Source organism: Paenibacillus sp. J22R56, assembly GCF_056269375.1.
Genome location: NZ_JBWDNV010000009.1, coordinates 307,032 through 321,968, shown reverse-complemented (window position 1 = coordinate 321,968; position 14,937 = coordinate 307,032). Strand labels below are relative to the sequence as shown.

13 protein-coding genes are annotated in these 14,937 nt (G+C 44.8%); 10 read left to right on the top strand and 3 right to left on the bottom strand.

Features of this window, described 5'->3' with window-relative positions; translation table 11 throughout:
- The 3 genes from AC0YNT_RS22645 to AC0YNT_RS22635 are packed head-to-tail and all read right to left on the bottom strand — an operon-like array spanning position 1 to position 4,360.
- Complete coding sequence (locus AC0YNT_RS22645) at positions 1-972, bottom strand: sugar ABC transporter substrate-binding protein (RefSeq protein WP_475806639.1); 972 nt, start codon at positions 970-972, stop codon at positions 1-3.
- The gene (locus tag AC0YNT_RS22640) at positions 969-2,552 is read right to left on the bottom strand and encodes a response regulator (RefSeq protein ID WP_475806638.1); all 1,584 of its coding nucleotides are present in this window, start codon (positions 2,550-2,552) and stop codon (positions 969-971) included. The genes AC0YNT_RS22645 and AC0YNT_RS22640 overlap by 4 nt, the downstream gene beginning before the upstream one ends.
- A gap of 14 nt (positions 2,553-2,566) precedes the next feature.
- Positions 2,567-4,360, bottom strand: coding sequence for a sensor histidine kinase (locus AC0YNT_RS22635; protein WP_167280853.1), 1,794 nt, complete (start codon positions 4,358-4,360; stop codon positions 2,567-2,569).
- Between the two features lie 270 nt (positions 4,361-4,630).
- Between AC0YNT_RS22635 and AC0YNT_RS22630 the strand changes: the two genes are divergently transcribed.
- The 10 genes from AC0YNT_RS22630 to AC0YNT_RS22585 all read left to right on the top strand — a co-directional run bounded on the left by AC0YNT_RS22630 (position 4,631) and on the right by AC0YNT_RS22585 (position 14,846).
- A complete protein-coding gene (locus AC0YNT_RS22630) occupies positions 4,631-5,686 on the top strand; it encodes an ABC transporter substrate-binding protein (RefSeq protein WP_475806637.1) in 1,056 nt (351 codons plus the stop codon).
- A gap of 78 nt (positions 5,687-5,764) precedes the next feature.
- Positions 5,765-7,270: a sugar ABC transporter ATP-binding protein gene (locus AC0YNT_RS22625; protein ID WP_475806636.1), complete on the top strand. Its 1,506-nt coding sequence runs from the start codon at positions 5,765-5,767 to the stop codon at positions 7,268-7,270.
- A 4-nt stretch (positions 7,271-7,274) separates the two neighbouring features.
- Positions 7,275-8,315, top strand: coding sequence for an ABC transporter permease (locus AC0YNT_RS22620; protein WP_475806635.1), 1,041 nt, complete (start codon positions 7,275-7,277; stop codon positions 8,313-8,315).
- Positions 8,308-9,273, top strand: a complete 966-nt coding sequence (gene yjfF / locus AC0YNT_RS22615) for a galactofuranose ABC transporter, permease protein YjfF (protein ID WP_475806634.1) — start codon at positions 8,308-8,310, stop codon at positions 9,271-9,273. The genes AC0YNT_RS22620 and yjfF overlap by 8 nt, the downstream gene beginning before the upstream one ends.
- A gap of 29 nt (positions 9,274-9,302) precedes the next feature.
- Positions 9,303-10,352, top strand: a complete 1,050-nt coding sequence (locus tag AC0YNT_RS22610; RefSeq protein WP_475806633.1) for an ABC transporter substrate-binding protein — start codon at positions 9,303-9,305, stop codon at positions 10,350-10,352.
- A gap of 112 nt (positions 10,353-10,464) precedes the next feature.
- Positions 10,465-11,277, top strand: coding sequence for a class I SAM-dependent methyltransferase (locus tag AC0YNT_RS22605; protein ID WP_475806632.1), 813 nt, complete (start codon positions 10,465-10,467; stop codon positions 11,275-11,277).
- Positions 11,277-11,735: a GyrI-like domain-containing protein gene (locus AC0YNT_RS22600; protein ID WP_475806631.1), complete on the top strand. Its 459-nt coding sequence runs from the start codon at positions 11,277-11,279 to the stop codon at positions 11,733-11,735. Before AC0YNT_RS22605 ends, AC0YNT_RS22600 begins: the two co-directional genes overlap by 1 nt.
- A gap of 124 nt (positions 11,736-11,859) precedes the next feature.
- Positions 11,860-12,351 carry an LURP-one-related family protein gene (locus AC0YNT_RS22595; protein WP_475806630.1) on the top strand — a complete coding sequence of 164 codons (492 nt, stop codon included), beginning with the start codon at positions 11,860-11,862 and terminating at the stop codon, positions 12,349-12,351.
- Between the two features lie 124 nt (positions 12,352-12,475).
- The gene (locus AC0YNT_RS22590) at positions 12,476-12,910 is read left to right on the top strand and encodes a hypothetical protein (protein WP_475806629.1); all 435 of its coding nucleotides are present in this window, start codon (positions 12,476-12,478) and stop codon (positions 12,908-12,910) included.
- 55 nt (positions 12,911-12,965) lie between these two features.
- Positions 12,966-14,846 (top strand): ADP-ribosylglycohydrolase family protein, encoded by a 1,881-nt coding sequence (locus AC0YNT_RS22585; RefSeq protein WP_475806628.1) that lies wholly within the window; start codon positions 12,966-12,968, stop codon positions 14,844-14,846.
- Positions 14,847-14,937 lie beyond the last annotated feature (91 nt).

Sequence of the window (14,937 nt, the reverse complement as noted above, 5' to 3'; positions counted from 1 at the left end):
TTATTCCAGATGTGCTTTGTTAACTTCCTTTATACCAGTATCGATAAACGAATCAACCTGCTCCCCATTGCTCGCTTGGAGCAAGGTTTCAAGAATCATTTTGCCCCAATCCGCTTCGTTCTGCGAAATAACAGCAGCAAGCTGGCCGTTGATTAAAGCATCATTAGCGGTTGTGGTGACTCCCATCGATATAGCCAGTCGATTTAACCCTTTGGCTTTCCAAATAAGCGTAGAAGCGGATGCAGAAATATAATCAAGTCCCACCATTGCATCGAACTGAGGATGAGCGTCAATCATACTCTCGATATCATTCATCGCTTGATCTTCACTGCCTTTGTTATGATGGACCTCAAGAACATCAATGGAAGATTCATGGTTCAGATAATCTAAGAAGCCTTGTAGACGTTGTTTCATCCCCAGCATTTCCTCCATGCCATTCTCTACGATAATCATCCCTTTGTTGCCAAGCAGGTGACTGATGGTCATCGCACTTTGCCTGCCTGTCAGAAAGTTATCCGCCCCAATATAAGCAGTTCGATGACTGTCTGGAGCATCCGATTCAAAGGTAACAACGGGTATTCCTGCAGCCAATGCTTTATTAATAACCGGAGTTAAGGCTTCAGAATCTACAGGCGAGATCGCGATCCCATCGATCTCCTGTTTGATCATGGATTCCATAATGCGGATCTGTTGTTCCGTATTTGCTTCATCCGGGGCATTTACGATAAGTGCCACATTATTGTTATCTGCTGTCTCGCTTGCTGTAAGGGTAATCATTTCATAAGTCGGATAGGTCATGGGATAAATAATGCCAAAGGTTTTTGTTTTGGAATGGCTGGCATTAGAAGGAGAAGGTGAGTTCTCAGCTTGAGATTGCAGGCGATCATCACTCCCGCCGCTGAAACAACCACTTAATACAGCGATCATGATAGCAGCGAGGCTAATCATAGTCAGCTTGCGGTTACGAATCATGCCGTTTCATCCTTTTCTAATTCCTGCAGCCTGCCTTTGCGATCATCGGCTCCTTGATTCCGGTATTCTTTTGGGGTCATGCCCGTCATTTTTTTAAATAGATTGGAGAAATAATGTGGATCATTGTAGCCGACTTCGAATGCAATCTCAAAAGATTTGCTGCGAGTTGTCTTGAGCAGCTCCATTGCTTTGCTAATTCTGATCTGTGTTAAATATTCGGTAAGCGTCTGTCCAGTTTCCTGACTGAATACTTTACTTAGATGGCTAGGGCTGATCCGGACATGATTGGCTATGACCTTCAAGGATAACTGTTCATTGTTATAATGACTCATGACGTACTCTTTAACCTGATTGATGACATCCCCATATTTATCGGATGATTCTGCCCGCCATTGCCACAGCTCCTGATACAGATTACAAAGGTATTCGCAGCAATCTTCCCAGGCAACAATTTTCTTAATCTCCTGCTGCAGACAGCCTATACTGCCGCTAGGATCTACTCCCGTTCGGAATGACTGCTTGGCAACACGATACGCTTCTAAGGTAAGATCATTTAACAGGTAGAAGCCGTAAGGGGAGGCCTTCCAATTCAATTGCTTTAATTCCACCGCGAATTCACGGACGAATGAATCTCTTTGGGCAGGAACACCAATCTTCAGAAACTCAAGAAACATATGGCGGTCGAGTACAATATCGACGGATACATGGAACTCGCTTAATGTTGCTTTGTTGAGCTCCGTTAATCGGTTAATATATTTATCCTCCTCAGCTTCTAGATAGGAGAAATGAATACCTTGAATACGTTCCTGCAAGCTGCCGATACCAGTGTAAATCTCAACACCAAATTGGTTTTCGAGCTCTGTACGGATCTTGCCGCTGACAGCTTTTAGTTCGCTCGCAATGTCATCTGCCGTATTGCCCTTCAAGATACAGACGAGCTCCGTTCGGCTGCGGAAGAAGGATAAACATTCAACCAGCGGTGCCAACTGTCGTTCAAGTTCATTTCGTATGCTTGTAATCGTCATGGAATCCGCCGAATCTTTACACCTAATATCCAGAATCGCCACTGAATAGAAGCGGGAAGACAATGAAACGTTCAGCTCCTTGGCAGATTCAATGGCCTCCAAAGTGCCAATTAATCCTCCGCATAAGTCGGCTAATAATCGTTCCTTTGTTATAGACTGACTCTTTTGCCGTTTCTGCTCCTCGTCAATTTTGGCGCTTACCTTCTGAAGGATCTGAATGAGCTCTGATGCGCTGATTGGTTTCAGGCAGTAGTCCTCAACGCCAAGCCGAATCGCATCTTGCGCATAACGAAATTCATCATGACCGCTCATTATGATTACTTTCATATTAGGCATCTGTTTACGAACAATTGCGGTTAATTCCAGTCCGTCCATAAAAGGCATCTTGATATCGGTAATGAGAATATCCGGTTGATATTCCTCAATCAGAGGCAGGGCAACTTCTCCATCAGAGGCATCACCGCAATAGATGAATCCTTCCTTCGTCCAGTCCACACAATTCCGGATATTTTCCCGGATCAAAATCTCATCATCAACGATCATCACTTTTTTCATCGTTATGACCATCCTTATTTTTTTGGAATGCGAATCGATATTTTACTGCCTTCTTTATGAATACTTTCCATTTCAATGCCGTAAGGCAGGCCGAAATATAATCGTATACGATGATGGACATTTAGCAGACCAAATCCGCCTTCATCGTCGTCCTGCTTGGGAGTAAGAGAATCAATCGGCATCTCCAGTTCCTCCTGCAGCTGTGCGAGCCTCTCTGGAGTCATCCCGATCCCATTGTCTTCAATGGTCAGAATAATATCCCGATCCTGGGCGTAACCAACAATCCGAATCAAGCCTTGGCCGCGTTTGTTTTTGATGCCGTGGTAGATCGCATTCTCAATCAACGGCTGCAGGGTCATTTTCATAATCGGATAAACTTGCAGCTCAGGATCAACGTCCATCTCATATTGCAAAATATCATGATATCTCATTTGCTGAATGACCAAATAATTATGTGCATGCTCGAGTTCCGTCTTAATCGATACCCAATCACGGCCTTTGTTCAAACTAAGACGGAAGAACCGAGATAAAGCTTTAACCAACTTGATAACGCTTTCTTTTTTCTCCGCTTCAGCCATCCAAATAATCGAATCTAAGGTGTTATACAAAAAATGAGGGTTAATTTGAGCTTGGAGGGTTCGAAGCTCAGCCATCTGCTTTTGTTCCTGTTCACGCCTGTTTTTGTCGATTAAGCTCTTAATCTCTTCAATCATAATATTAAAGCTGTTACCAAGATCGGCAATCTCATCGGTCCCTGTTGGTGTAACCTTCGCATCGAGGTAGCCATTAGCAGCCTTCCGCATCTTGTTCATCAGAATCTGAATCGGTAAGGTAAGTCGGTTAGTCAGGAAGAAGTAAAGTGTCAGAGCAAAGATTGCACTAAGCACTACACTTACGATAATAAGCTGGCGGATCCCATTGGCTTCCGCAATAATCTCCTGAAACGGAACGACACCAACAATTTTCCATCCAGTGATCTCAGAAGTGCTGTAGACAATAAATTGAGGCTTTGATTTGGTTGACAGAACAAAGCTGTCATTCTGCGCGGTCATGGGCTCCTCTGCAATTTGTTCCAGGATAGTGCGAGAAGCACTGGAAGATTGGGGTTGGAAGACTGTCTCGCCATAATGATCATTAATATAGAAGAAGCCTGTTTTGCCAATAACGGTATTCGCTAGAAAATCATCAATCATGGCTTCATTCAGATCAATGATGATAAAGCCAATGACTTCATGAGTGATACGCTGCTTGACTGCAGCAATAATGGATAGAGCATTCTGACCTGGATAAGTAAAGCCGTCCAATCGATTAAGGTCGGAGTAAGCAGATTCCGGAATTCTTAATATGGCATCGGGATATTGGGTTAAATATTGAAAGTACGGATTCCGAAGCGGGTTACGGTCAAGCTGAAATACACCTTTCCGTTCACTGATGCCTTTGCCATAGAAGTTCACCATCGATATATTGAGGACCTTGTCATACTTGTAGGTTTCACGGTAGAACTTGAAGGTCTGAAGAATTGATTTGGCATCCTCATACGTTTCAGATTGGGAGTACAGAAACTGGAGCACCTGCGGGTTTTTCCCCATTTCCAATATTCTCTCGGTATCCCCAAATAAATTGTCCATATTGCGGGCTAGTTGGTCAGCAACCAACTGGGTTGATGCTTTACTATGATCGGATACGGTGTTGTAGGATTTCTGATAGGAGATAAGTCCAACCACAAGTAAGGGGACTGCGGTAAGAATAATAAACATGCTCAACAATTTGGCCCTAAGGCTTGAAGTGATCCACTTGATGAGCTTCATGAGTTGTTCCTCTCCATATAGATGATGAGATTGTTCCTCCACTTAACAATTTATAAATTTTTTTCATTATAGCATGTTTCTGTACGAATTTAAGAGATTCACGGAATAGTACACCTTTCGCGAAAAAAATTACACTTTACTCTCATGATGTACAAGCAGATGCCAAAAATTCTAAACCAAACTCGAAACGGACTCCATATTAGGTGAGTGAGGAGGCGGTCTATACTTAAGGCACGCCAAACATGGTGAACTAAAGGGAGGATTAACCAGATGAAAGTAAAGAAAAGATGGGGACTTGCAATCACACTCGCTGTAATGGTATCTATTGTAACCGCTTGCGGTGGGAACAATGGCGGTAACAATGCGAACAACACGGCCAATGCAACGAATAAGCCGGCTGAGACAACAGCGGTGAAAGAAGAGACAAGCGGCGATACAACAAGTACTAAGAAGATTACACTTGGCTTCTCTCAAGTTGGTGCAGAGAGCGGCTGGCGTACTGCTAACACGATCTCGATCCAAGATTCCGCCAAAGAAGTTGGCTTCGATCTGAAGTTCTCTGATGCTCAGCAGAAGCAAGAGAATCAAATTAAAGCGATTCGTTCCTTTATCCAGCAAAAAGTGGATGCCATCGCATTCTCGCCGGTTGTTGAATCGGGCTGGGATACGGTATTGAAAGAAGCAAAGGATGCGGGAATCCCGGTTATCCTGACGGACCGTGCAGTAGATTCGGCGGATACTTCCCTGTACAAAACGTTTATCGGTTCTGACTTTATTGAAGAAGGCAAGAAAGCCGGCCAATGGCTGGTTGATCAATATAAAGATACACAAGAAGACGTGAATATCGTTGAGCTTCAAGGTACTACGGGTTCTGCTCCGGCGAATGACCGTAAAGCAGGCTTCCAGGAAATCATCGCTTCGAATCCGAAGCTGAAAGTCATTGCTTCCCAAACAGGCGACTTCACGCGTGCAAAAGGGAAAGAAGTTATGCAGGCGTTTCTGAAAGCACATAAAGATATCGATGTGCTCTATGCTCACAACGATGATATGGCTCTTGGTGCTATTCAAGCGATTGAAGCTGCTGGTCTTGTTCCAGGCAAAGACATCATTATTATCTCGGTTGATGCGGTGAAAGACGGTATGCAAGCTGCTGCTGACGGCAAAATCAACTTTATCGTAGAATGTAACCCGCTGCTCGGACCACAGCTGATGGAAGCGGTTCAAGCGGTAGTAGACGGTAAAGAGATTGATGCTCGTATTGTTACGAAAGAATCAACTTTCACATCAGAGCAGGCGAAAGAAGCTTTGCCATCACGTCAGTACTAATCGAGTAAAAGAAAGAAGCCACCTATCGGCCAGTTTCGTCGCTGGGTGGCTTTTTCTTCTGGAGAAGGAGAGGAATCCATGCTTGTACCAATATTAGAAATGGCAGGAATCACGAAGCGATTCCCAGGGGTAAAGGCATTATCTAACGTTGATTTCCGGTTGTTTCCCGGCGAAGTTCATGCCTTGATGGGCGAAAATGGAGCGGGTAAATCAACCCTGATAAAAGTGTTGACTGGTGTTTACTCCATTGATGAAGGCTCGGTTACGATCGAGGATCAGTCAGTTTCTATCTCGGGTCCACTTGAGGCGCAGAAGGCCGGGATTAGTACGGTTTATCAGGAAGTGAATCTGTGCCCCAATTTGACCGTAGCAGAAAATATTTTCATCGGAAGAGAGCCTTTGAAATTTGGCAAAATTCAGTGGAAGAAGATGAATAAAGACGCAGATCAGCTGCTTAAAGAGCGATTGAATCTGTCGATTGACGTGACATTGCCGCTTCATGCTTATTCGGTCGCGATCCAACAGCTGATCGCAATTGCTCGTGCATTAAGTATCTCTGCGAAAGTGCTTATTCTGGACGAACCAACCTCCAGTCTTGATCAGAACGAAGTCCAGCAGCTTTTTAGTATTATGCGGAAGTTAAAGAGTGAAGGACTCGCCATCTTGTTCGTTACCCATTTCCTCGATCAAGTCTATGAGATGTCCGATCGAATTACAGTGCTTCGTAATGGGGAATTGGAAGGGGAATATCTTGCTGCCGAGCTTCCGAAGATCGAGCTGGTACTGAAGATGATAGGCAAGGAGCTTAAGCTGCTGGAAGAACTGCCGAAGCTGTCTGAAGAATCTAAATCGAGCGTTGGAAACACGATGATTACCGCCTCTGAGCTTGGACGAAAAGGTGCAATTAAGCCATTTAATCTGGAGATTCGCAAAGGTGAAGTGGTGGGGTTAGCCGGTCTTCTGGGATCCGGACGAACAGAGATCGCAAGATTGCTCTTTGGTGTTGATCGGCCTGATGAAGGTAAGCTGGTTGTTGCCGAATCTGGAAGCACGGTGAAGTCACCAAGACAAGCGATTGATCAAGGAATTGCCTTTTGCTCAGAGAACCGTAAGACAGAAGGTATCATTGATGACCTGACCGTACGCGAAAATATTATTCTAGCCCTTCAAGCGACACGAGGATGGTCTAGACCCTTATCCCGCAAGAAGCAGGATGAGATTGCTGATCAATATATTAAAATGCTGAATATTAATCCGCCTAACCCTGAGCATTTAATCAAAAATTTAAGCGGAGGCAATCAGCAAAAGGTATTACTTGCCCGCTGGCTTTTAACAGAACCGGATTTGCTTATTCTTGATGAACCTACAAGAGGTATTGATATCGGGGCAAAGGCCGAAATTCAGAAGCTGGTCCTTTCCTTAGCGAAGCAGGGAATGTCTGTCTTGTTTATTTCATCTGAGATGGAAGAGGTAATCCGGGTGAGCGACCGTGTTGCCATCCTGCGTGACCGCACGAAAGTGAAAGAATTAGGCAGCGGCGAGATCAATCAACAGCAAATCATGCAAGCGATGGCAGGAGGATAATACTATGCGAGGCAAGCTGTATCAACATTATTTGTTCTGGCCGTTAGTTGTGCTGGGCACCTTACTAATATTTAATTTAATCTATTCTCCGGATTTCTTCTCGATTGTTGTCCGTCAGGGTAACTTGTATGGCAGTCTCATCGATATTCTTAATTTTGGAGCTCCTCTTATCCTTGTTTCTATTGGGATGACCCTTGTGATTGCAACTGGCGGTATCGATTTATCCGTTGGATCCATTGTCGCTATCTCAGGTGCGATGGCGTGTCTATCCATTAGTAAAGGGACCGATCAAAACTCGCTCCTTCTTGTTCTTGGTGCAGTTGGTGCGTCAATTGTTCTTTCGATCATCCTTGGAGTATGGAATGGTGTACTCGTTACGGTTACCCGAATTCAGCCGATTATTGCGACTCTTATTCTCATGGTTGCCGGACGCGGTATCGCACAATTGATTACTAGCGGACAAATTATTACGGTGTCCAACTCTAATTATGAATATATCGGCGCAGGATCGCTTGCTGCCTTGCCGTTTTCTATTTTTATCGTTGCGGCTGTATTACTTATCGCTTCCCTCTTGACGCGGCGAACTGCTCTTGGATTATTTATCGAATCGGTAGGCAGCAATTCCAATGCAAGCCGTCTGGCAGGGCTGCGTTCCAAGACAGTTATCCTGACCGTTTATATATTCTGCGGATTATGTGCTGGGATTGCGGGATTAATTCTAAGCTCGAATGTGTCCAGTGCAGATGGTAATAACGCCGGTCTATGGTATGAGCTTGATGCGATTCTGGCTGTTGTTATCGGCGGCACTTCGCTTAATGGCGGTCGATTCTATTTGATGGGAACGGTAGTTGGAGCGCTAATCATTCAGACACTAACGACAACCATCTATATGATTGGAGTTCCACCCGAAATTACGCTTGTTGTAAAAGCCTTTGTTGTCCTTGCCGTTTGTCTTATTCAATCCGAATCGTTCCGTAAGACGCTTATGACTCGCTGGAAGAAACGGAATTACCCTGCTGAACAGGAGGTTACCCGCCATGCTTAATCGAAAATTCGTTCCCATACTAGTGACATTTGGTTTGCTCGCAGCCATGTTCGCTGCAGGTTCCTTCCGTTACACTGGATTTTTCTCCGCGCAGGTGCTGTATAATCTGCTGATCGATAATTCCTTTCTTATTATTACAGCTGTAGGGATGACCTTTGTTATTATTTCCGGCGGCATAGACTTGTCGGTAGGCTCCGTTATTGCGCTGACAACGATGCTAAGTGCAAGCTTGGTCGAGCAGCAGGGCTGGTCGCCGGGTGTTGTTATTCCGCTGGTACTCATTATAGGAGCATTGTTTGGCACTGTACTGGGGGCTATCATTCATTATTTCAAGATTCAGCCGTTTATTGTTACTCTAGCTGGGATGTTCTTAGCACGCGGGATCTGTTATATCATCAGCATTAATACGATTACGGTAACGAATTCCTTCTTCACGAAAGTCGCTCAGACGAAAATCTCGCTACCTGGCGGCAGTTTTATCTCCATTAATGTTATTATCGCGCTTGTAGTTGTTCTAACAGCAATCTTCTTAGCGCATTATACGAGATTTGGACGTAACGTCTATGCGATCGGTGGAAGCGAACAATCGGCTTTGCTTATGGGCTTGCCGGTTGCTAGAACTAAAATTCTAGTGTACACGTTCAGCGGCTTCTGTTCGGCACTTGCTGGAGTAGTCTTCACCTTCTATATGCTGTCCGGTTATGGCCTGCATGCTATGGGACTTGAGTTGGATACAATCGCTGCCGTTGTTATTGGTGGAACACTCCTGACCGGTGGTGTTGGATATGTCGCAGGTACGTTCATCGGTGTATTGATACAAGGGGTTATCCAAACTATAATTAGTTTTGAAGGAACACTAAGCTCTTGGTGGACCAAAATCGTAATTGGTTTATTATTGTTTGTATTTATACTCTTCCAGAGACTATTAAGTGATCGACGGGTAACGCTAAAATCGTGACAATCTATTAGAAATAAAGGGGGCGGAGCATGAAGCAGCTTGTTTATCTAGTGCTAGGCATATTCTTACTATTCATGCTGCAAGGCTGCACTTCCGGCGGTGAAGCTCCAGCCCCCGTACAATCCATAGACAGCGAGGAGCCTCCGGCCATCAGTGATTGGCTCAAAACATCCGCCTCTAAGGTGAAGCAGGAAAAGCCTATTACGCTGGGGTTCTCTCAACTAGGAAGCGAGAGTGCATGGCGGCTGGCCAATACTGCATCCGTCCAGGATGCAGCAGCTGAATCTGGCATTCAATTGGTTATAAAAAATGCAGATCAGTCTCAAACGAAGCAATTCGAAGCGATCCGTTCTTTTATCCAGATGAAGGTTGATGTCATTGCAATCGCTCCGGTTGTTGAATCCGGCTGGGAAGACATCCTGAAGGAAATCAAACAAGCAGGTATTCCTGTAGTTATCCTTGACCGATCTGTTAATGTGAAGGATACCTCTCTCTTTGTGACAACGATCGGTTCGAACTTGTATGAAGAGGGAGTAAAAGCCGGGAAATATTTGATCGACCGGATGCGTAACCAGACTGGCCCAATCCGGATTGCCGAGCTGCAGGGAACCAAAGGCTCAACTCCTTCAATACAGAGGGGAGAGGGGTTTCGCAGTATTATTGCGGCTAGAGAAGATATGGTCATTACGCAAAGTGCCCCTGCAGACTTTACGGAAGAGAAGGGCAGGGAAGTTATGCGCAGCTTCCTGAACGTTCCTCAAGATGAGAGGCCGCAGGTGTTATTCGCCCATAATGATGATATGGCTCTTGGTGCAATTGAATCGATTGAGGAAGCAGGTCTTAAGCCGGGCATCGATATTGTTGTCATCTCCGTTGATGGTTCCAGGAAAGCACTTGAAGAGCTTGCAGCTGGTAAATTAAACGCTGTTGTAGAGTGTAATCCGCTCTTAGGTCCTCAGCTTATGCAGGCTGCTAAGGAAATTATGGCTGGCCGGACTCTTCCGAAACGTATGGTTCCACCGGAAGATATCTTTACTCAGGAGAGAGCTGCGGAAGTCGTAAGTCAGCGTAAATTTTAAAATAAAATGGTGAAGAAATCCGTGATACTAAGCGGATTTCTTCTTTTTTTATAGCAATATTGTCGTTTATAATAGATTGTAAACATATGGAATTTGAGGAGATGTGTAAAGAATGCAGGAAGAACTGGTTAAGGCAAATAAAATCGCTTGGGATACGAAAGCCTATCAAGCTTGGGTTCGGCATTATGGCACTCCTGAACAATTAGCAGAGACCTTAAAACAGACCGGCAGTCATCATTTGCGTTATTGGCTGAAATATATCGGAGATCCAGAAGGGAAACGGATTCTTAATCTGTTAGGCTCGCATGGGAGGAAAGCAATCTCACTAGCCATGCGTGGTGCAGAGGTTACCGTTGTTGATTTATCGGAAGAAAATCAGCGATATGCCCTTGATGTTGCAGCAGCAGTTGGGGTGGAACTGAAATATATTTGTTCTGATGTACTGAGCATTCCCGATGAAGATACTTTAGGCGAATATGATTACGTACTGATGGAATTCGGGATATTGCATTATTTCACGGATCTTGGGGACATCTTTGAAGTAGTCCGCCGTCGGTTACGTCCTCATGGCCGATTGCTGCTGACGGACTTCCATCCCTTCGCCAGAGCTTGGGCTAGTACATATAACTTGAATGAGCCAACCGGGAATTATTTTGATCATTCCGTTAGAGAAGGTGACGTAGCGTTCGCAAAGCTGTTGCCTGAGGAAGAACAGTCTGGACTCGGGAAGGTGCTGGGCCGTGGTTGGACGGTGGGGGACATTCTAAGCGCAATTGGTTCCGCGGGGCTAATGATACGAACCTTTGAAGAGATTCCAAGCCCATCGGATCCACGTTTTCCTGAGTTCTATACCTTAGTGGCGGATAAGCTGAATGTGACATTGGAGCCGCTTTATCCAAATAAAAGGGAGGAGGAGAGAGTCTAATGTCTAGTGATCAGCAGGCTGTACAGGTCGAGATTGTTACGCTAAGTGAGAAGCATTTTATTGGAGTAGCTGTAACAAATGCTTTCAAGCGAGTAGACCCTGAGGCTATTCAGAAAACTTTTCAAGTATTTCTGTCCAGGCTAGATGAGATTGAGGGAATGGTAGATTCAAAAGCCTATGTTTGCCCTCATTTCGCCAATGACTATCTGTTTACCTATATTTATTGCATGGAAGTGACCAGCATCGGCGAAGTTCCGGAAGGAATGATCGGTTTTTCAATGCCAAGCCAGCGTTATGCGAAAGTGCGATCTGCTGATCAAAATCCGTATGAGTTAATTCAGTCATCTCTGGAATCTATGAATCTTACTAACAATACTAGATCACTAGCTCTCGAAGTGTACCGCTTTGGTGAAGAGCAGAATATGAACAACGCGGATATTTATATTCCTATTTTGTAAGTTGGTAGATTTCAAGAAGGTTATTAGTTAGCGGATTTTCGAAAGTGTATGCAACATTTCTCCTACAAGAGCCGTAATCAATAATATAAGCAGCTCGGGACTATACATCAAAGGGGCGAGTAACATGCAATTATACTTTCGCGATAATTTTTGGAATGCCGGCTTAACGGAGATTCTGGATGAACAAGAAGGGAAAGTTGGACATCTTGATCTTAGAAGTTCATTTGGATCTGCAATTGATATTTATGGGCCAAATGACGAGCTGCTGTATAACGGGAGATTTCCTTTCTTTTCAGGCAAATGGGAAGTGAACGGAGCCGATGGGGAGCAAATAGGCATACTGAGAAGCAGGCTTACGTTCTTCTCTAAGAAGTACACCTATGAGACGATTGGACGGGGCAGCTACGAGATTATCTCTCCTGCATTTTCGAAGGAATATGAGATTATAGATGATTCTGAAAACGTTGTCGCCCAGTTTAAACAGATTAACGGGTGGTTATCGTCAGGTGCTTTTCTATTGGATAATCAATGTGAATTTCTCGACTCTTATGAGCTTGTAGCAGTCATTATTGGGATGCACGCCATACAGAAGGCTGCTAATAATGCGGGGAATTAGAACAAAAAAATGACGCTTGGACAATTTGTCTAGGCGTCATTCTATTTTGATATGACTACCTTCTCTTTATTTATGGTACATTGAAGTAGAAGTGTTAGCGATTACATTTACGGAGTGATGTGGATTGCAGAGGATTTCAGAAGAGGAAGCCATTTCGAGAGGCATAGAACCGAGACATGACAGGATGGATAATGGCGAGCGAAGGTACAGACTGAATTGTTCGACAGACGGCAGCTCCTATTGTCGAACCGAAGCTTCTGATGCAGGCGGCTGGCAAAATAGTCATTATCATCAATCCTCCTCTGAGCTCTATGTCGTTCAAGCAGGTTGGATGGTTTATGCAGAAATACATAATGGCCAATTGAAAATAACCGTTTTAAAAGAAGGCGAGAGCGTAATGATCACCCCGTACATTCATCACAACATTTATCTGTCTTCTAAATCGGTCATTCATACAATCAAATATGGCTCCCATATTGAACAGAATGATTGGTATTCTTCCCCGCAGTTGGATGAACAGACGAAGCTTCTTGATCCACGCGGGCTTGTAAGTACTTAGCTATCCACCGTTTGTAATATCCTTAGTCCTACCAATCGAGAGGGGCTAGACCAGAATGAGCAGAAATGTATTAAACGAGGAAGAGTTTTACCAGAAAGTGTACGGCGGCTGGATGGGGAAAAATATCGGGGGGACGTTAGGCGGCCCTGTTGAAGGTAAAATGGAGATTTTGGAGCTTGATTTTTATCCGGAGCTTAAAAATCTGCCATTGGCAAATGATGACCTCGACCTGCAATTAGTCGCGCTGCATGCCATTGAGCGACATGGCGCTCGAATGACGGCCAAAGAGCTAGGTCAGGAATGGCTGGAGCATGTGTTTTTCCCGTATGATGAATATGGGTATGCGCTGACCAATCTTCGCAGGGGACTTATTCCTCCGGTAGCAGGCTCGTTCAACAATCCGTTTGTAGACTGTATGGGCTCGCCAATCCGTTCGGAGCTGTGGGCGATGGTTGCTCCTTGTGCGCCTAATATTGCGGCCCATTATGCTTACCAGGATGCGATTCTGGATCACGCGGGTGGAGAAGGCGTTTATGGTGAAATGTTCTTCGCTGCAATTGAAAGCGCTGCCTTTGCTGAAAGTGACCGTGATACTCTGATTCAGATTGGACTAAGTTATATTCCTATTGACTGCCGTACGGCACTTGCTGTGAAGGATTTAATCAATTGGCATCGGGAAGGCAAGGATTGGCTGGAAGCTCGTGCCTTGGTTCTAGAGCATCATGGCAGCGATAACTTTACAGATGCTCCGCAAAATATCGCATTCACCATTCTAGGCTGGCTGTATGGAGAGGACTTTGGAGACGCCATATTGAAAGCAGTTAACTGCGGTTATGATACGGATTGCACAGCTGCTACGCTGGGAGCGATCTTAGGCATCATCGGCGGTGCTGATTCACTTCCGGCCAATTGGATTGAGCCCATTGGAGATAAAGTAGTCGTGAGTCCACCCATTAAAGGCTTTCCAGTTCCAGCAGATCTTGACGAGCTTACTCGACGTACAATTCGAGCAGCAAAAGAGGTATTGGCTGTATGGGATTCTCCAGTTGATATCCGTAGAGATCAGACGACTTCAATTGAACCAAGTTTGCTGAAGCCAACAGCCTCGACTTTGAAGGTACAGAGTCAGGATTTTAAAAAGAATCGTTGTATCGTGCCGCAGGGAACGATGGCCGAGCATGGCATTGAAGTAGAGATCCAATACCAAGACCAGTTACCTGTAATGGGCCCTCATGATAAACACCAGCTTCGTTTTCAATTAACGAATCGTACGGGTGAAAAATGGACAGGCCGATTATCGCTGAGCACACCTGAAGGCTGGACGAAGACTGAACAAAGTGCTTTTACGCTGCCTGCGGGAGAATCATTCCTATGGGAGACGCAGGCTACTTCAGATGCTGAGTTGCGACCATCCTATGAGCTTGCACTTGTGATTGAGCGTGATCATGACGGACATATTTGGAATACGGACAAGGTTATCTTCTCACTGGTGGCGAAGGCTTCTTGGAAGCTCTATTCACCTTTGTCCAATGATGGTGTTGATGTGAATATAGCAGGCAATCTCGTAGATTTTGAGAAGGTGTTAAACACGGAGGCTAAAGGAGTCTATCGTGCAGAAACGCTGCTATATTCTCCGGATGACCGCGAGATTCTACTCCTGGCTAGTACCACATCACCTGTTCGGGCTGTGCTTAATGGCGAGCAAATTATCAACGCACAGGAAGCAACGGTATTTATGCCGGCCTACCACCGGGCTCCTAAGTCGAAAGGTGCAGTCGTTCAATTGAAAAAAGGCGATAATCCACTCATTATCGAGATCGAGAAGACGGATGATCAGCTGCAATTGTATGTGCTGCCAGTTGCTTCCGAAGAAACAAGTACACCTGGTTCGCATTATTACCATACGGATATTTTGTTCAAATCAATTAATCAATAACATGGTGAGAAAAGCTTTCCCGAATGGTTGACCACTCGGGAATAGCTTTTTTTTGCCGATTAGGTATGAATGTCAAATAAATATCTGATTT